The organism is Herbiconiux liukaitaii (assembly GCF_041927495.1).
GTDB lineage: Bacteria > Actinomycetota > Actinomycetes > Actinomycetales > Microbacteriaceae > Herbiconiux > Herbiconiux liukaitaii.
The window spans coordinates 60,781-77,509 of the sequence record NZ_JBHFHG010000004.1; the positions used below are offsets into that span (position 1 = coordinate 60,781).

Below are 16,729 nucleotides of genomic sequence, written 5' to 3' on the forward strand. Positions count from 1 at the left end.
GATCACCACCACCAAGGAAGCGACATGACCGACAAGACCATCACCCCCGACTCGCCCCGACCCCGCTCAGGCGGTCCACTCCGCACCGGCCTGCTCGCCACCGGATCGGCCCTCGTGGCCGGCGCGCTCGTGCTCGGCGGGGTGCAGATCGCCCAGGCGTCGACCGGAGGCGACGAATCCGGCCTCTACACGGCCGACGGCGACTTCTCGAACCTCGAGATCGACACGAGCGCCGCGGATGTCTCGGTGCGCTACGGCGACGTGGAGGAGGCGCAGCTCGACTTCGACGCGGCGGACTCGCCCCTGCGCTTCGAGCAGGAGCAGCGCGGGGACACCCTGCGCGTGAGCGTGAAGGACAGGGGCTGGTGGGGGTTCGGCCTCTTCTCCGGCTTCGACACCGCGACCCTCGACATCGTGCTGCCCGAGTCGCTCGCCCCCGTGGGGCTCGACATCGACTCCTCGGCGGGCGAGGTGCTCGCCGACGGCGATTTCGCCGCGGTGACCCTGGACAGCTCGGCCGGCGACATCGACCTCTCGGGGTCGGCCGCGTCGCTCCGGTCGCACACCTCCGCCGGCAGCATCACCGGCACCGGGCTCCGGGTCAGCGGCGAGGTGGTCTCGGAGAGCTCCGCGGGCGACGTGCGGCTCGAGTTCGCCACGCTGCCCTCGGCCATCCGGCTCGAGAGCTCGGCGGGCGATGTGCGTGTGGCGCTGCCCGAGGGCGAGTACGAGATCCGCACCGACACGTCGGTGGGCAGCGTGACCCAGGGTCTCGCGAGCACGCCGGGGGCCGCTCGGGTGTACTCGTTCGAATCGAGCGTGGGCGGCATCACCCTCGAGCGGTCGACGGCGCGCTGACCTCCGAACGGGGTGGCAGACTCGGGAGGTGACGACCGAGGCTGCACCCCCCGCCCTTCCGGGGTCGCCCCGGCGCACGGCGGTGGGGGCGGTCACCCAGCTCGGCACGAGCGTGAGCGTGAACCTCGGGTCGGCGCTCGCGGGGCTCGTGATCCCGGTGGTGGGCGTGTTCGTGGTGGTGGCGGTGCGGCAGCTCGTGATGGCCGCCGTGGTGCTGCCGATCTACCGGCCCACGCGCGCGCACCTCACGTTCCGGCGGCTGTGGCCGGCACTGCTGCTGGGAGTGGCGATGGCCGTGATGAACCTCAGCTTCTACGAGGCGGTGCACCTGCTGGGGCTCGGCATCGCGGCCACCATCGAGTTCCTGGGGCCGCTCGCCGTGGCGCTCGTGGCCTCGCGACGTGTGATCGATGTGGTCTGCGCGCTCGTGGCCGGGGCCGGGGTGTTCGTGCTCACCGGATTCGACGGCACCATGAACGTGTGGGGTGTCGTGCTCGCGCTCGTGGCGGCGGGCGCCTGGGCCGCGTACATCCTGCTCACGAGGCGGGTGGCACTGCGCCTCCCCGGGCTCGAAGGGCTCACGGTGGCCACGATCGTGAGCCTCGCGCTGCTGCTCCCGTTCGCCGTCATCACGCTCGACGTCTCGCAGATCGACTGGCGCGTGCTCGGCATCCTCGTGGGTGTCGGCCTGCTCTCGTCGGCCATCCCCTACAGCCTCGACACCTTCGTGCTCCGCCGCATCACGCCTCGCCTCTACGCCATCATCACGGCGTCGGGCCCGGTGGTCGCGGCCCTCTTCGGCGTCCTCATCCTCGGCGAGCACCTCACCCCCGTGGAGGTGCTCGCCATCGTGATCGTCTGCGGGGCGGCCGCCACTGCGATAGCCACGCAGCGCGACCGCCCTCGCCCGACTGTTCCCTAGCTAGCGCGCGCCCATGAGGTGCTCGAGGGCCAGCTGCTGCAGCTTGACGAAGCCGAAGCCCTTGCCGTCGAAGTACTCGTCGGCCTTGAAGTCCTCGTAGGCGGAGGAGTCGGCGAGGAAGTCGTCGTACGACTCACCGGCGTTGAGGGTCGGCTCCGACAGCTCGGGCACACGCGAGGCGGCGAGCGCCTCCTGCACCTCGGGGTCGGCGCGGAAGGCCGCGGCGCGCTCCTTGAGCAGGAGGTAGGTGCGCATGTTCGCGGCGGCGGAGGTCCACACGCCGCTCTCGTCCTCGGTGCGCGAGGGCTTGTAGTCGAAGTGGCGGGGTCCGTCGTAGGAGGGGCCGCCGTTCGGACCGCCGTTCTCGAGCAGGTCCACGAGGGCGAAGGCGTTCTGCAGGTCTCCGTGGCCGAACACGAGGTCCTGGTCGTACTTGATGCCCCGCTGCCCGTTGAGGTCGATGTGGTAGAGCTTGCCCTGGTAGAGCGCCTGGGCGATGCCGGCCGCGAAGTTGAGGCCCGCCATCTGCTCGTGGCCCACCTCGGGGTTGACGCCCACGAGCTCGGGGCGCTCGAGGGTCTCGATGAACGCGAGTGCGTGGCCGAGCGTGGGCAGCAGGATGTCGCCGCGGGGCTCGTTGGGCTTGGGCTCGATCGCGAAGCGGATGTCGTAGCCCTTGTCGGTGACGTAGTCGCCGAGCAGGTTGACGGCCTCGCGGTAGCGCTCGAGAGCCGAGCGGATGTCCTTCGCGGCGTCGTACTCGGCGCCCTCGCGGCCGCCCCACATCACGAACGTCTTGGCACCGAGCTCAGCGGCGAGGTCGATGTTGCGCAGCACCTTGCGCAGTGCGAAGCGACGCACGGCGCGGTCGTTCGAGGTGAAGCCGCCGTCCTTGAAGACAGGAGCGGAGAAGAGGTTGGTGGTGACCATCGGCACGATGACGCCGGTGGAGTCGAGCGCGCCCTTGAGGCGGTCGATCTGCGTCTGGCGCTCGGCATCCGTCGACCCGAAGGCGAACAGGTCGTCGTCGTGGAAGGTGAGTCCGTAGGCACCGAGCTCGGAGAGCTTCTCGACGGCGTGCACCACGTCGAGGGGGGCGCGGGTGGGGCCACCGAACGGGTCTGCGCCGTTGTAGCCGACGGTCCAGAGACCGAAGGAGAACTTGTCTTCGCGGGTGGGGGTCAGCGACATGAGGTCACTCCAGTTCAACGTCTTTGGTGAGCGGCTCGGAGCTCGAGCGCACGAAATAGTTATCTCTCACAACATATTCGCTGAGCCCCCCGGATGTCAAAGATCACGATTCGGCCACGAACAAATCCCGCCCGATAATTTCTTTGCTTTCGCATGATCCCTGGTATATGTTTCGGGAGTCAACAAAGCCGCACCAGGAGTAGTTGACGCGTTACAAGGGAGTAATAGCGCACAGCTGTGATCCCCTTCCAAGGATGAAAGGGACTGACACCACCATGTCAATGACGAAGAAACTGATGGCTCTCGCCGTCGCCGGCGGCCTCGCGGCCAGCCTTGCCGCCTGCTCCTCAGGCGGATCGAGCGACTCGAGCACGAGTGGCGCAGCAGAAGCCTCCGGCGATTGCAACGTGGGCATCTCGATGCCGACGCGTTCGCTCGAGCGCTGGATCAACGACGGTGAGGGCCTGCAGAAGCAGCTCACCGACGCCGGCTGCACCGTCGACCTGCAGTACGCAGACAACAAGACCGAGCAGCAGATCTCGCAGATCCAGAACCAGGTCGCTGGAGGCGCGAAGATCCTCGTCGTCGCCGCCATCGACGGTGAGACCCTCGGCCCGGTGCTCTCCGACGCGAAGGGGCAGGACGTCACCGTCATCGCCTACGACCGTCTGATCAACGGCACCCCCGACGTCGACTACTACGCGACGTTCGACAACTACAAGGTCGGCCAGCTGCAGGGCGAGTTCATCGTCGATGCACTCGACCTCGAGAACGCCGCAGGGCCGTTCAACTTCGAGCCCTTCGCCGGCAGCCCCGACGACAACAACGCCGGCTTCTTCTTCCAGGGCGCCTGGGATGTCCTGGAGCCCTACGTGGAGTCGGGCAAGCTCGTCATCCCCTCGGGCAAGGACCCGTCGGGCACCGACGGCTGGAAGTCGATCGGTATCCTCGGCTGGGGCTCGGACGACGCACAGGCCGAGATGGACAACCGTCTCAGCTCGTTCTACTCCGGTGGCGAGAAGGTCGACGTCGTCCTCTCCCCCAACGACAGCCTGGCCCTCGGCATCGAGGCCTCGCTCAAGTCGGCCGGCTACGCCCCCGGCGCTGACTACCCCGTCATCACCGGACAGGACGCCGACAAGGCCAACGTCCAGGCCATCCTCAACGACGAGCAGTCGATGACCGTCTGGAAGGACACCCGCGAGCTGGGTGACCGCGTCTTCCAGATGATCCAGTCGATCACCGCCGGTGAAGAGGTCGAGGTCAACGACGAGGAGACCTACGACAACGGCGAGAAGGTCGTCCCGTCGTACCTGCTCGACCCGGTGGTCGTCGTGAAGGACGATGTGCAGACCCTGCTCATCGACTCCGGCTTCCTCCAGGCTTCGGACGTCGGTCTCTAAACAGCACCGAACCGGTCGGCGGCGGCCTCTTCCAAGGGGCCGCCGCCGATCATCCTGTTCCACCCCCATCCACCCCTCACCACCCGAAAGAGAGCTTGCGACAATGAGCAACGCGATTCTGTGGATGCGGGACATCACCAAGGACTTCAACGGAGTGAAGGCGCTCGACGGCGTCTCGATCGTCGTGGAGCGCGGTGAGGTCCACGCGATCTGCGGGGAAAACGGAGCCGGGAAGTCGACCCTCATGAAGGTCCTCTCCGGCGTGTACCCGCACGGTTCGTTCGGCGGTTCGATCGAGTTCGAAGGCCACCCCACCGCGTACAAGTCGATCAACGACAGCGAGCACGACGGCATCGTGATCATCCACCAGGAGCTCGCCCTCAGCCCGTACCTCTCCATCGCCGAGAACATCTTCCTCGGCAACGAGAACTCCAAGCGCGGCATCATCGACTGGAACAAGACCAACCGCGAAGCGGCCACGCTGCTCGCACGGGTGGGGCTCAACGAGAACCCCGCGACCCCCGTGCTCGAGCTCGGCGTCGGCAAGCAGCAGCTGGTCGAGATCGCGAAGGCGCTCTCGAAGCGGGTGAAGCTGCTCATCCTCGACGAGCCCACCGCAGCGCTCAACGACGACGACTCCGAGCACCTCCTCACGCTCATCAACCACCTGCGCGAGCAGGGCATCACGTGCATCATCATCAGCCACAAGCTGAAGGAGATCCGCAAGATCGCCGACACCGTCACGATCATCCGCGATGGCAAGACGATCGAGTCCTTCAGCATGAAGGAGGACGACGCCTCCGAGTCGCGCATCATCCGCTCGATGGTCGGCCGTCCGCTGGACAACCAGTTCCCCCCGCGCACGCCGAACATCGGCGAGGAGTACTTCCGGGTCGAGAACTGGAACGCCTACCACCCCGTCGACACCGAGCGGAAGGTCGTCGATGACGCCTCCTTCACGGTCAAGGCCGGTGAGATCGTCGGCTTCGCCGGACTGATGGGCGCCGGGCGCACCGAGCTCGCCATGAGCATCTTCGGCCGCTCCTACGGCATCAACATCTCCGGCAAGGTCTTCAAGGCCGGCAAGGAGATCCAGACCCGTTCGGTCAGCGAGGCCATCAGCAACGGTCTCGCCTACGCCACCGAGGACCGCAAGAAGTACGGGCTCAACCTCATCGCCGACATCGCCGAGAACATCTCGGCGGCGGGTCTCGACAAGCTCTCCAAGGGCGGGGTCGTCGACCGCAACCAGGAGACCAAGGTGGCCGAGGGCTACCGCGAGTCGATGAACATCAAGACGCCCTCGGTGGCGGCCATCGTGGGCAAGCTCTCGGGCGGCAACCAGCAGAAGGTCGTGCTCTCGAAGTGGATGTTCACGGGCCCCGACGTGCTGATCCTCGATGAGCCCACTCGCGGCATCGACGTCGGCGCCAAGTACGAGATCTACGGCATCATCAACGAGCTCGCAGCTCAGGGCAAGGCGGTCATCGTGATCTCCTCCGAGCTGCCGGAGCTGATCGGTCTCTCCGACCGCATCTACACCATCTCAGAAGGCCGGATCACCGGCGAGGTCGCGCGTGAAGACGCGACCCAGGAAACACTCATGCACTACATGACCGCGGGAAGGGACTGACCCCGATGAGCAACACGGCCACCCAAGCACCGAGCGAGCCCACGGGCAAAGCTCCGGTCAAATCCCCGCGCAAGCTGCGCATCGATCTGCGTCAGTACGGCATCCTCGCCGCCCTCGCGATCATCATCGTGCTGTTCCAGGTGCTCACCAACGGGCGCCTCCTCATGCCCGGCAACATCAACAACCTGATCCAGCAGAACTCCTACGTGCTGATCCTCGCGATCGGCATGGTGATCGTGATCATCGCCGGCCACATCGACCTGTCCGTCGGATCGGTGGTGGCGCTCGTGGGAGCCGTCGCCGCCCTCTCGATGAACAGCTGGGGCCTGCCGTGGTGGGCCGCCGTCATCATCGCCCTCGTGGTGGGAGCCGTGATCGGCGCCTGGCAGGGCTTCTGGGTGGCGTTCGTGGGCATACCCGCCTTCATCGTGACCCTCGCGGGCATGCTGATCTTCCGCGGCCTCACCCTCGTGCTGCTCACCGGCGGCACCATCTCGGGTCTGCCGGACGAGTTCACGGCCATCGGCGCCGGCTGGGTGCCGCCCTTCCTCGGGGAGATCCTCGACGGTCGCGACGCGCTGACCCTCGTTCTCGGTCTGCTCGCCTCCGCGGGCTTCGTGATCCAGCAGGTGCGCACGCGCTCCACGCTCAAGAAGCTCGACCTCCCCCGCGAGCCCTTCGTCTCGACCGTCGTCAAGTGCGCCATCCTCGTGATCGCCATCATGGCGCTGTCGTGGCAGCTGAGCGGATACTCGGGCACCCCGATCATCCTCATCATCCTGGCCGTGCTGATCCTGCTCTACACGTTCATCCTCAACCGCTCGGTGTTCGGCCGTCACGTCTACGCGATGGGCGGCAACCTGTTCGCCGCGCAGATGAGCGGTGTGAAGACCAAGTGGATCAACTTCGCGATCTTCGTGAACATGGGTGTGCTCGCCGGCCTCGCCGGTGTCGTCGCCACCGCCCGCGCCGGCTCAGCCGTCGCGAGCGCCGGTCAGAACTACGAGCTCGACGCGATCGCCGCCGTCTTCATCGGTGGCGCGGCCGTGCAGGGCGGCGTCGGAACCGTCGTGGGCGCCGTCATCGGTGGTCTCGTGATGGGTGTGCTCAACATGGGCCTCTCCATCCTCTCGGTCGACGCGGCCTGGCAGCAGGCCATCAAGGGCCTCGTGCTGCTGCTCGCCGTGGCCTTCGACATCATCAACAAGAGGCGCTCGGGCCGCTGAAGCTAAGCTCGGGTGCGGTCCGCTCACAGCGACCGCACCCGAGCCGGCCGGTCCCCCGCTCGCCCTGAACCGCCAAGGAGGCGCCGTGTCCACCATCGGCACCTCACGCCCCGTTTCGGCGGGCGTCGGCAACAGCAACGATCAGACTCGTCGGCACAACCTGTCGACCATCCTCACCACCCTGCACCACGGCGGCGCCCAGACCCGCGCGGATCTGACCCGCAAGCTCGGGCTCAACCGCTCCACCATCGCCGCCCTCGTGGGCGAGCTCGTGGAGCTCGACCTCGCCTACGAGACGGCCCGCACCGAGCACGGCACCGTCGGGCGGCCGAGCCCGTACGTGCATCCCAATGACCGGGTCGCCGCCATCGCGCTCAACCCCGACACGGATGCCATCATCATCGGCCTCGTGGGGCTCGGCGGCGTGGTGCACAAGCGCATCCGCTACGAGACCGACGGTCTGCCGACCGTGCGCGAGACCGTGAACATCGTGAAGGCCGTCGTCGACGGCATGCGCGGCGAGCTCGAGAGCACCTTCCGCATCGCGGGCATCGGCATCGCCGTGCCGGGTCTCGTGCGGGTCGACACCGGAGTGGTGGCGCTCGCGCCGCACCTCGACTGGCACGACGAGCCGCTCGCCGAGCTCATCTCGGAGGCGCTCGGCTACCCGGCCGTCGCCGCGAACGACGCCAACGTGGGTGTGATCGCCGAGAGCATCTACGGGGCCGGTCGCGGGGTCTCGGACCTCGTCTACATCAACGGCAGCCCCAGCGGCATCGGCGGCGGAGTGCTCGTGGGCGGCGTGCCCCTCCGCGGCTCGAGCGGGTACGGCGCCGAGCTCGGCCACACCCTCGTGACCCGCGATGGGCTGCTGTGCCACTGCGGTCGCTGCGGCTGCCTCGAGACCGAGGTGCAGCTCGATCGCATCCTCGCGGTGATCGGCCGCGACACCATCGACGCCGACGAGCTCGACCAGGTGCTCGCCACGAACACGGATCCGGCGCTCGAGGCCGAGATCGTGCGGCAGATCGACGTGCTGAGCCAGGGGATCGCCAACTTCATCAGCGTCTTCAACCCGGAGCGCGTGCTGCTCGGAGGGTTCCTCGGATCGCTCATGGCGGCGTACCCCGAGCGGATCCAGCAGGGTGTCAGGGATGCCTCGTTCGGCGAGCTGGCCGCGGGTCTCACCATCGAGCGGGCGCAGCTGCGATCGCGGCTGCTGATCGTGGGCGCTGCCGAGTTCGCCTTCGAGGCGCTGCTCGCCGACCCGGCCGGAACCGCACCCGCGCTCATCGCCTGAACGTTCATCCGGCGCACATCCCCGGCACAGCTTCACCGGGGCGGCGACGTGTCACAATGTCGACCATGGGACGCGAGTTGAACATCCTGAGTTACAACCTGCGCAAGCATCACGCGAGCGGTGAGCTGGTCGATCTGGCCCGCATCTACGACCTCGACGTGATGTGCCTGCAGGAGTGCGACACCGAGGACATGCCCGACCGCATCGACCATCTCGTGCTGGCCGACTCCACCAAGACCAACCGACTCGGTCTCGCGCTCTACTACCGCGAGGACCGCTTCGATCTCACGAGCACACGCGTGTTCGCGCTGCGCAAGTCGATGCACGACCGCGTGATGGCGCCCGCGCACGAGCGGCTGCTGGCCGCCAAGCTGCACGACAGGATCATCGACAGGGAGATCCTCGTGGGCTCGTTCCACGCGGCTCCGCTCACGGCCACCAACTCCCTTCGGCGCAAGCAGATCGCTGCCGCCCACGATGCGCTGCGCGTGATGGGGCCGTCGCTGCCCACGATCATGCTCGGTGACTTCAACTACCCGTGGTTCCGGGCGAACCTGTCGGAGCGCATGGAGGAGGCGGGCTACCTGCTCTCGTTCAGCGACAAGCCCACCTACGCGCGCTACAAGTACTTCAAGGGGCACTTCGACTTCGTGACCTCGGCGCACACCCGCATCGACTCGATCGACACCTTGCCGCAGGGCGAGAGCGACCACCTGCCCATCCTGGTGCGGGCGGGCGTCGACGTCTGAGCTCGAGGGCTAGTAGCGGTCTCGGTCTCTGTCTCGGCGGCCTGCGGGGCCGTAGACGATGATGCCCACGATGGGCACCGCGAGCCAGAACACCCAGGCCCAGCTCCAGCCGTGCGGGGTGAAGAAGCCGAGGATCAGGAAGATCACGAGCACGATGAACGGTGTGACGCTCACGGCGACGACTCCCGCCGTGCCGCCGAGAGGGCGGGGGCGGGAGTAGGCGTCGCGCGGGTCGTCGCGGTCGTCGCCTCGCGGGTCGCCGCGGTAGTCGCTGCGCACATCGTCGCGCGGCTTCGTGGGGGAGGCGGCGGACTGCGCGGGGGAGGCGGCTGCCGCGGCCGGCGGGCCGAAGTCGGGGTCGGGCGCCGATCCGACCGAGGAGGCGACGACGCTCTCCTCGGTGGGGTCGGGCAGGTCGGCGAAGAGGGGTGCGAGGTCGCCGCGCGTCACGGCCGCGCGGGCCGCCGTGGAGCGCTCGGTGTACTCGTCGGCGGTGAGTCGGCCGTCGGAGTGGGCCCTCGCGAGCTGCAGCACCGCCTTCTCACGATCGTCGTTGCTGAGGCGGATGCCCGCCTTCGCGGCGTCGCTGTAGTCGGTCATGGTGACACTCTGCCGTATCGCGCCCGAATCCGACATCCGTCGATCGGTGGAGTCGGCTGGGCCGGGCTGGTACTGTGGTCGGACCACATGGTCTGACCACAGGAGGTTCGATGGCTGCCGGCTCGGATGGCGCGGCTCGTGCGTGGGAGCAGGTGCTCGCACGCGTGGAGGGCGACCTCGTGGAGGGGCGGCTGCAGCCCGGCGACCACCTGCCGCCCGAGCGCGCCCTCGCCGCCGAGCTCGGGGTCGGCCGGTCGAGTGTGCGCGAGGGCCTGCGGGTGCTCGAGGTGCTGGGGCTCATCAGCACGAGCACCGGATCGGGTCCGCAGTCGGGGGCCGTGATCGTGGCGCGGCCCACGGGCGGCCTGGCCTCCCTCATCCGGCTGCAGGTGGCCGCGCAGGGCTTCGCGGTGCCCGACGTGGTGAAGACGCGCGTGGTGCTCGAGTCGGCCGTGGCCGTGGAGCTGGCCGAGGCGGTGCGGGGCGGGGGGTCGCCAGAGCTCGCGGTGGCGCTCGAGCTGCTCGACGCGATGGAGCGCGACGACGCTGTGCTCGGGCGGGACGAGTTCCTCTCGCTCGACCAGGCGTTCCATCGCGCTCTCGCGGCCGCCTCCGGCAACGAGGTGCTCGCCACGATGATGGCGGGGCTCCGCGACTCCATCGAGGCCTACGTGCGACTCGGTGCGGCCGGGCTCGACGACTGGCCCGCCACCGCGCGGCGCCTGCGTGCCGAGCACCGCGCCGTGGTGGCCGCCATCCAGGCCGGCGATCCCTCCGAGGCCGGCCGGCGCATCCGCCTGCACATCGAGACCTACCACGCCGAGACACTCGCCACCGGCGACGCCGCGGCCGGGCGCCCTCCGGAGCATCCTCTCTAGCCGGCCGCCATCCGCAGCCAGCCCAGCCGGCCCAGCCATCCGCCATCCGCAAGCCACCGACCCCCACCCCGACCACCAGGAGAACCCATGGTTCAGCGCAGAATCCCGAAGATCAAAGACCTCGCCCCGCTCATGCAGTTCAAGGCACCGCAGCTCAACGCGAAGAAGCGGCGCCTCGACGCCGCGCTCACCATCGCCGACCTGCGCACCATCGCCAAGCGCCGCACCCCCAAGGCCGCCTTCGACTACACGGAGGGTGCCGCCGAGGCCGAGATCAGCCTCACGAGGGCACGCCAGGCGTTCGAGGACATCCAGTTCAACCCCTCGATCCTCCGCGATGTCTCCACCGTCTCGACCGGCTGGGACGTGCTCGGCGCTCCCGTCTCGCTGCCGTTCGGCATCGCCCCCACGGGCTTCACCCGCATGATGCAGACCGAGGGCGAGATCGCCGGAGCGGGTGCCGCGGGGGCCGCGGGCATCCCGTTCTCCCTGTCGACCATGGGCACCACGGCCATCGAAGACGTCAAGAAGGCCAACCCCGCGGGGCGCAACTGGTTCCAGCTCTACATGTGGAAGGACCGTCCGCGCTCGATGGCCCTCGTGGAGCGCGCTGCGGCGGCCGGCTTCGACACCCTGCTCGTCACGGTCGACGTGCCGGTGGCGGGTGCTCGCCTGCGCGACAAGCGCAACGGGTTCTCCATCCCGCCGCAGCTGACGGTCGGCACCGTGGTCAACGCCATCCCACGACCCGAGTGGTGGATCAACTTCCTCACCACCGAGCCCCTCGCGTTCGCCTCGCTCGACCGCTGGTCGGGCACGGTGGGCGAGCTGCTCGACTCGATGTTCGACCCGACCGTGACCTTCGACGACCTGGCGTGGATCCGGGATCAGTGGCCAGGCAAGGTCGTGGTGAAGGGTGTGCAGAGCCTCGGCGACGCCGCCCGGCTCGCCGACATGGGGGTCGACGGCATCACGCTCTCGAACCACGGAGGGCGCCAGCTCGACCGCGCACCCATCCCCTTCCACCTGCTGCCGGATGTCTCGCGCGAGTTCGGCAAGGACATGGAGATCCACCTCGACACGGGCATCATGTCGGGTGCCGACATCGTGGCGTCTGTGGCGCTCGGGGCGCGGTTCACGCTCGTGGGGCGCGCGTACCTGTATGGGCTCATGGCGGGTGGGCGCGAGGGCGTCGACCGCATGATCGCCATCCTCGGGGATCAGGTGGCGCGCACCATGCGGCTGCTGGGCGTGAACTCGCTCGAGGAGCTGAACCCCTCGCACGTCACGCAGCTCGAGCGGTTGGCGCCGCGGGCTGTGGCACCGGATGCGGTGGCGGTGGCGGATTCACTGAGCTGAGCGGACCCAAGCCGAGCTGACATATCGTCGCCTTCTGGGTACGCTGGGGTGATGATTCCTCAGCACGCGGGTCGTCGGGCGAGGCGGGCGGCGTTGGGTTCCACCCTTGTCGCCTCGCTGCTCGGGCTGGTCGGGCTGCTGGCGGGCTGCGCCGCACCGCATGCCGCGGACGGTCAGCGCGTGGCCGAGTGGGTGGAGTCGCAGGAGCACGTGCTGAGCGCGTCGTCGTGGGTGTCGGATGACCCGTGGAACAAGGCCCTCACGATCGACATGGTGCTCGAGCCCGATATCTCGGACGCAGATCTGCTCGCCGTCACGGAGGCCGCCGAGCGGCGGGGTCGGGAGGCCGGGTGGGAGCATCCGCTCATCGGCGGAACCCTCGGCGAGGGTCTCAGCTACTCGAATCTGGGCGGGCGGCCGACCCTCGAGATCTTCCTGGCCCTCCGGCACGACACGTCGTTCTCGGTCTTCAGCGCGCGAGGCGACGGCGACTGCGGCGGGATCTTCTGCATGGTGGCGACGTCGGCCGATCCGGCTGATCTGCTGAAGGCCGTCGAGCGGATGCTGGCCACCGCCGACGACGTGGGCGGTGTGCAGTCGAACCTCGACTTCACGGCGAGCAGCCCCGATGGGAGCATCCTCGTCTCCGCGCAGCCGGATGCGCCCGTCGACGAGGCGGTGGCGCTGCTCGAGCGACTCGACGAGCGGTTCGAGATCCTCTCCGCCGACGCGCGATCGATCCAGCCGGTCGGCGACATCCCGCCGTCGCAGCTGCTGCACGTGGTGGTGGCCGACCTCACCGTGGTCGCGCAGGTGGAAGCACTGGCAGCAACCCAGACCGCCGTGGAGGTACGAGCCCGCCCTGCCCCGTAGGAGCGAAGCGTGCGGGCCAGGGCGCGGCAGTTAGGCGCGTGGACCACGCGAGGTGGGAGTGGCTGGCCCGTTCACCGCACTGGCGCCGCGGGCGTTCGGCGCTCGAGCGCTTCAGGGGTCGTTGGGTGGCTCGTTCCCCACGACTCGGGCGGCTAGTGGGAGTGGGTGGTGGCCGAGGCGACCGCCGTGGCGCGGAGGAGGTCGATCTGGGCCGCGGCGTTCTCGGCGCGGAAGACGCTCGAGCCCGCCACGAAGGTGTCGGCCCCGTGCTCGGAGGCGATGGCGATGGTGCGCTCGTCGATGCCGCCGTCGACCTGCAGCCACACGTCGAGGCCCGCGGCGTCGACCGCCGCACGCAGCTCGCGGAGTTTCGGCATCGTCTCGGGCATGAAGGCCTGGCCGCCGAACCCCGGCTCGACGGTCATGACGAGCACCATGTCGACCTCGCCGAGGAGCTCGAGGTAGGTGGAGGCGTCGGTGCCGGGCTTGAGAGCCAGCCCCGCGCGGGCCCCTGCGGCGCGGATGCGGCGGGCCACGCCCACCGGGTCATCCGTCGCCTCGGCATGGAAGGTGACCGATGCGGCGCCCGCCTCGGCGTAGTCGGGGGCCCAGCGCCACGGGTCGTCGATCATGAGGTGCACGTCGAGGGGCAGCTCGGTGACCTTCACGATGCTCTCGACCACGGGCATGCCGAGGGTGAGGTTGGGCACGAAGTGGTAGTCCATCACGTCGACGTGCACCAGGTCGGCGGTGCGGATGCGGTTCAGCTCGCTCTCGAGGTTGGCGAAGTCGGCGGCGAGGATGCTGGGGTGGATTCGAACGGACACGCTCCGACTCTACCGAGCGGCCGGTGCCGATCCCCTGAGCCGACGCGGGCGCGGGCGCGGTGGGGCGGGCTAGCTGAACTCGGCGAGGTGGGGTGGGGCCAGGTGGGGTGGGGGCGAGGTGGGGTGGGGGCGAGGTGGGGTGGGGGGCGAGGTGGGGTGGGGCCAGGTGGGGTGGGGGGCGAGGTGGGGTCAGTGCACTTCGGCGAGGATGGGCGGGGTCGGCTGGGTGGGCGGGGTCGGCTGGGTGGGCGGGGTCGGCTGGGTGGGTCAGCTGACTTCGGCGAGGGTGGGCGGGTTGGCGCCGGCGCGGGAGACGGTGATCGCGGCGCAGCGCACGGCGAAGTCGCCGAGGCGCGTGATGGTCTCCGCGTCGAGGGCCGCTCCACCGATGGCCGAGCGGGCCGCGGACGGGTCGCGCGACGCATCCGGTGCGGTTGTTTCCTCGTCGAGGAGGGCGGCCACTCCCAGGAGGAGCGCGCTCATGAAGGAGTCGCCGGCGCCGATGGTGTCGACCACGTCGACGCGGCGGCCCGGCACGGCGACCCGGTCGGCGGCCGTGGCGAGCACGGCGCCCTCGCCCCCGCGGGTGACCGCCACGAGGATGGGGCCGAGCGCGAGGATGCGGTCGATTGCCTCGTCGACGGTGGCGCCTGGGTAGAGCCACTCGGCGTCTTCATCGCTGAGCTTGAGCACGGTGGTGAGCGCGGCGACCTCCTCGAAGCGGGCGAACGCCGCGGCGTGGTCGGTGACAATCGAGGGCCGCATGTTGGGGTCGAACGCGATGAGAGGGATGCCAGGTCGGGATTCGCCGGACGCGGGGTCTCCGGACGCGGGATCGCCAGACGCGGGATCGCTAGACGCGAGGGCGCCGGACTCGCGGGCGCCGGACGCGGGGGCCGCGGATCCGCGGGCGGTGGCGGCGCGCAGGAGGTCGACCACCGTGGTGCCGCCCGGCTCGAGGAACACGCCCAGCGAACCCACGTGCACGAGGGCGGCCTCGGGCAGGTGCAGCTCGTGCGGTGCAGGCAACGACCAGCGGAGGTCGAAGGTGTAGTCGGCCGATCCGTCGTCCCGGAGACGCGCGGTGGCCGACGACGTGGGCTCGTGCCGGAACGACGAGGGGTGGATCTCGACCCCGGCATCGAGCACGTGCTGCGCCACCGAGCGGCCGCGCTCGTCGTCGCCGAGCGCCGTCACGAGCGTGACCGGCCGACCCAGCCGCGCGAGACCGTACGCGATGTTGAGCGGCGAACCGCCCGGGTGCTCGACGGTCTGCGCCCCCAGCACCACGTCGACGAGCGACTCCCCGATCACGACGATCCTCGCGGTCATCCACGCCTCCCTGGGTGCTCCGACTGACTCGCCACAGTCTATTGACGCCCCCGCCCACCGAAGCGCCCTCCTGAGTCGCGCCTAAGTGTCCCCATTCCCGGCATTTCGGGCGCCATGACGACACTTGGGCGCGACTCACGGCGTGGGGTGAGCGGGGTGCGGGTCGGGGCGCCGACCCCCACCCGGAGTCGTGGCAGAGTGGTGCGCATGGTCAGTTCCGCAGAGGTCTCGTCGAAGAGGTTCAGTGTCACGAGGTTCCGGGAGGGCTACGACCGGGGTGACGTCGAGAAGTTCCTCGCGAAGGCCGCCGCCGCGCTCGCACCGGGGAGCCCGGCGGGCAGCCTCACCACGAAGGACGTGCGCGACGCCCGGTTCCGCCCCACCCGCTTCCACGAGGGCTTCGACCAGGACGAGGTCGACGACTTCCTCGACCGCATCTCCGCCGCCCTCGAGAAGGCCGCCCCTCCGGCCTGACGCACGCTCGACGCGCGCCCGACAGCCGCTCGACGCACGCCCTGCACCCGCTTGACCCACGCCTGGCACACTCCCGACGCACGCCCATCGAGCGCTCCCGACAGCCGCTCGAACCACGCCTGACGCAGGCTCGACACCGGCCTGACGCACGTCCGACGCACGCGCGACAGCCGCTCGAACCACGCCTGGGCACAGGATGCGGACACCCGCGCAGGCCTCCGCGAGAGCGGCCGGGCAGGCACGTAGGGTGGTGCGGTGCGCGATGACTACGACCGGTACGGCAGCGATGTGCTCGCCGACTTCAACCGCCGGGCGAAGCCGGCCGAGCTGCCGAAGGTGGAGGCCGAGTTCGACCTCGTGGTGGAGGAGGTCGCGAGCGACTTCTGCGGCAGCGTGACCCGGGTGGAGGGCCGCACGGTCGAGCTCGAGGACAGGCACGGAGCCAGGCGCATCTTCCCGCTCGGCGCGGGGTTCCTGCTCGAGGGGCGGCCGGTGCAGCTCGTGCATCCGAAAGTCGCCTCGACCGGGCCGAAGCGCACCGCATCCGGCAGCGTCGCAGCCCCCCTCGAGCGCGCTCGCGTGGCCCGCCCCAGCCGCATCTATGTGGAGGGCAGGCACGACGCCGAGCTCGTGGAGAAGGTCTGGGGCGACGACCTGCGGGCCGAGGGCGTGGTGGTCGAGTACCTCGAGGGCGTCGACGACCTCGACGCGATCGTGCGCGAGTTCGCCCCCACGCGCGAGCGCCGCATCGGTGTGCTCGTCGACCACCTCGTGAAGGGGTCGAAGGAGAGCCGCATCGCCGAGGCCGTGGCGCGCGGGCCGTTCGGGGCGCACGTGCTCGTGGTGGGGCATCCGTTCGTCGACATCTGGCAGGGCGTCACGCCGAAGGCCCTCGGCATCCGGGCCTGGCCCACGGTGCCGCGCAGCATCGAATGGAAGCACGGCATCTGCGAGGCGTTCGGCTGGCCGCACGCGGAGCAGGCCGACATCGCGCGGGCGTGGAAGCGCATCCTGTCGCGGGTGAACACCTACACCGACCTCGAGCCGGTGCTGCTGGGTCGGGTGGAGCACCTCATCGACTTCGTCACCGAGCCGCAGTAGGTT

At 69.4% G+C, this 16,729-nt stretch carries 16 protein-coding genes; 12 read left to right on the forward strand and 4 right to left on the reverse strand.

What is annotated here, in order from left to right; translation table 11 throughout:
* Positions 1-24: 24 nt before the first annotated feature.
* Both ACEXQC_RS07920 and ACEXQC_RS07925 read left to right on the forward strand, forming a co-directional pair.
* A complete protein-coding gene (locus ACEXQC_RS07920; RefSeq protein ID WP_374820219.1) occupies positions 25-858 on the forward strand; it encodes a DUF4097 family beta strand repeat-containing protein in 834 nt (277 codons plus the stop codon).
* 28 nt (positions 859-886) lie between these two features.
* Positions 887-1,780, forward strand: a complete 894-nt coding sequence (locus tag ACEXQC_RS07925) for an EamA family transporter (RefSeq protein WP_374820221.1) — start codon at positions 887-889, stop codon at positions 1,778-1,780.
* On the opposite strand, the gene xylA is transcribed toward ACEXQC_RS07925, so the two are convergent.
* The gene (gene xylA, locus ACEXQC_RS07930) at positions 1,781-2,971 is read right to left on the reverse strand and encodes a xylose isomerase (protein WP_374820223.1); all 1,191 of its coding nucleotides are present in this window, start codon (positions 2,969-2,971) and stop codon (positions 1,781-1,783) included. It lies immediately after the preceding gene.
* A gap of 275 nt (positions 2,972-3,246) precedes the next feature.
* Here xylA and chvE point away from each other — a divergent pair, with 275 nt between their 5' ends.
* From chvE to ACEXQC_RS07955, 5 genes are all read left to right on the forward strand, one after another.
* Positions 3,247-4,374, forward strand: coding sequence for a multiple monosaccharide ABC transporter substrate-binding protein (gene chvE / locus ACEXQC_RS07935; RefSeq protein ID WP_374820225.1), 1,128 nt, complete (start codon positions 3,247-3,249; stop codon positions 4,372-4,374).
* A 103-nt stretch (positions 4,375-4,477) separates the two neighbouring features.
* On the forward strand, positions 4,478-6,007 hold the full coding sequence (gene mmsA, locus ACEXQC_RS07940) for a multiple monosaccharide ABC transporter ATP-binding protein (RefSeq protein ID WP_374820227.1): 1,530 nt from the start codon (positions 4,478-4,480) through the stop codon (positions 6,005-6,007).
* 5 nt (positions 6,008-6,012) lie between these two features.
* Positions 6,013-7,233 (forward strand): multiple monosaccharide ABC transporter permease, encoded by a 1,221-nt coding sequence (gene mmsB, locus ACEXQC_RS07945; RefSeq protein WP_374820229.1) that lies wholly within the window; start codon positions 6,013-6,015, stop codon positions 7,231-7,233.
* 85 nt (positions 7,234-7,318) lie between these two features.
* On the forward strand, positions 7,319-8,533 hold the full coding sequence (locus ACEXQC_RS07950) for an ROK family protein (protein WP_374820231.1): 1,215 nt from the start codon (positions 7,319-7,321) through the stop codon (positions 8,531-8,533).
* A 65-nt stretch (positions 8,534-8,598) separates the two neighbouring features.
* On the forward strand, positions 8,599-9,282 hold the full coding sequence (locus tag ACEXQC_RS07955; protein WP_374820233.1) for an endonuclease/exonuclease/phosphatase family protein: 684 nt from the start codon (positions 8,599-8,601) through the stop codon (positions 9,280-9,282).
* Between the two features lie 9 nt (positions 9,283-9,291).
* Here the strand turns inward: ACEXQC_RS07955 and ACEXQC_RS07960 are convergent, their stop codons facing one another.
* Positions 9,292-9,882, reverse strand: coding sequence for a DUF1707 domain-containing protein (locus ACEXQC_RS07960; protein ID WP_374820235.1), 591 nt, complete (start codon positions 9,880-9,882; stop codon positions 9,292-9,294).
* Positions 9,883-9,992: 110 nt separating this feature from the next.
* Here ACEXQC_RS07960 and ACEXQC_RS07965 point away from each other — a divergent pair, with 110 nt between their 5' ends.
* The 3 genes from ACEXQC_RS07965 (at position 9,993) to ACEXQC_RS07975 (ending at position 12,992) form a co-directional block, all read left to right on the forward strand.
* Entirely contained in the window at positions 9,993-10,760 is a 768-nt protein-coding gene (locus tag ACEXQC_RS07965) for a FadR/GntR family transcriptional regulator (protein WP_374820236.1), read from the forward strand.
* Positions 10,761-10,847: 87 nt separating this feature from the next.
* A complete protein-coding gene (locus tag ACEXQC_RS07970) occupies positions 10,848-12,119 on the forward strand; it encodes an alpha-hydroxy acid oxidase (RefSeq protein ID WP_374820238.1) in 1,272 nt (423 codons plus the stop codon).
* Between the two features lie 93 nt (positions 12,120-12,212).
* The gene (locus ACEXQC_RS07975; RefSeq protein WP_374820240.1) at positions 12,213-12,992 is read left to right on the forward strand and encodes a hypothetical protein; all 780 of its coding nucleotides are present in this window, start codon (positions 12,213-12,215) and stop codon (positions 12,990-12,992) included.
* Positions 12,993-13,144: 152 nt separating this feature from the next.
* Here the strand turns inward: ACEXQC_RS07975 and rpe are convergent, their stop codons facing one another.
* On the reverse strand, positions 13,145-13,819 hold the full coding sequence (gene rpe, locus ACEXQC_RS07980; protein ID WP_374820242.1) for a ribulose-phosphate 3-epimerase: 675 nt from the start codon (positions 13,817-13,819) through the stop codon (positions 13,145-13,147).
* A 267-nt stretch (positions 13,820-14,086) separates the two neighbouring features.
* Positions 14,087-15,151: a carbohydrate kinase family protein gene (locus tag ACEXQC_RS07985; RefSeq protein ID WP_374820244.1), complete on the reverse strand. Its 1,065-nt coding sequence runs from the start codon at positions 15,149-15,151 to the stop codon at positions 14,087-14,089.
* 207 nt (positions 15,152-15,358) lie between these two features.
* Here ACEXQC_RS07985 and ACEXQC_RS07990 point away from each other — a divergent pair, with 207 nt between their 5' ends.
* Positions 15,359-15,625 (forward strand): DivIVA domain-containing protein, encoded by a 267-nt coding sequence (locus ACEXQC_RS07990; protein WP_374820246.1) that lies wholly within the window; start codon positions 15,359-15,361, stop codon positions 15,623-15,625.
* A 255-nt stretch (positions 15,626-15,880) separates the two neighbouring features.
* Positions 15,881-16,726 carry a DUF3097 domain-containing protein gene (locus ACEXQC_RS07995; protein WP_374820248.1) on the forward strand — a complete coding sequence of 282 codons (846 nt, stop codon included), beginning with the start codon at positions 15,881-15,883 and terminating at the stop codon, positions 16,724-16,726.
* Positions 16,727-16,729 lie beyond the last annotated feature (3 nt).

Coding starts and splice junctions, on each gene's coding strand:
- mmsB (WP_374820229.1), top strand. CDS start 6,013: ATGAGCAACACGGCCACCCAAGCACCGAGCGAGCCCACGGGCAAAGCT.
- chvE (WP_374820225.1), top strand. CDS start 3,247: ATGTCAATGACGAAGAAACTGATGGCTCTCGCCGTCGCCGGCGGCCTC.
- ACEXQC_RS07985 (WP_374820244.1), bottom strand. CDS start 15,151: ATGACCGCGAGGATCGTCGTGATCGGGGAGTCGCTCGTCGACGTGGTG.
- ACEXQC_RS07990 (WP_374820246.1), top strand. CDS start 15,359: ATGGTCAGTTCCGCAGAGGTCTCGTCGAAGAGGTTCAGTGTCACGAGG.
- ACEXQC_RS07970 (WP_374820238.1), top strand. CDS start 10,848: ATGGTTCAGCGCAGAATCCCGAAGATCAAAGACCTCGCCCCGCTCATG.
- ACEXQC_RS07955 (WP_374820233.1), top strand. CDS start 8,599: ATGGGACGCGAGTTGAACATCCTGAGTTACAACCTGCGCAAGCATCAC.
- ACEXQC_RS07960 (WP_374820235.1), bottom strand. CDS start 9,882: ATGACCGACTACAGCGACGCCGCGAAGGCGGGCATCCGCCTCAGCAAC.
- xylA (WP_374820223.1), bottom strand. CDS start 2,971: ATGTCGCTGACCCCCACCCGCGAAGACAAGTTCTCCTTCGGTCTCTGG.
- ACEXQC_RS07965 (WP_374820236.1), top strand. CDS start 9,993: ATGGCTGCCGGCTCGGATGGCGCGGCTCGTGCGTGGGAGCAGGTGCTC.
- mmsA (WP_374820227.1), top strand. CDS start 4,478: ATGAGCAACGCGATTCTGTGGATGCGGGACATCACCAAGGACTTCAAC.
- ACEXQC_RS07920 (WP_374820219.1), top strand. CDS start 25: ATGACCGACAAGACCATCACCCCCGACTCGCCCCGACCCCGCTCAGGC.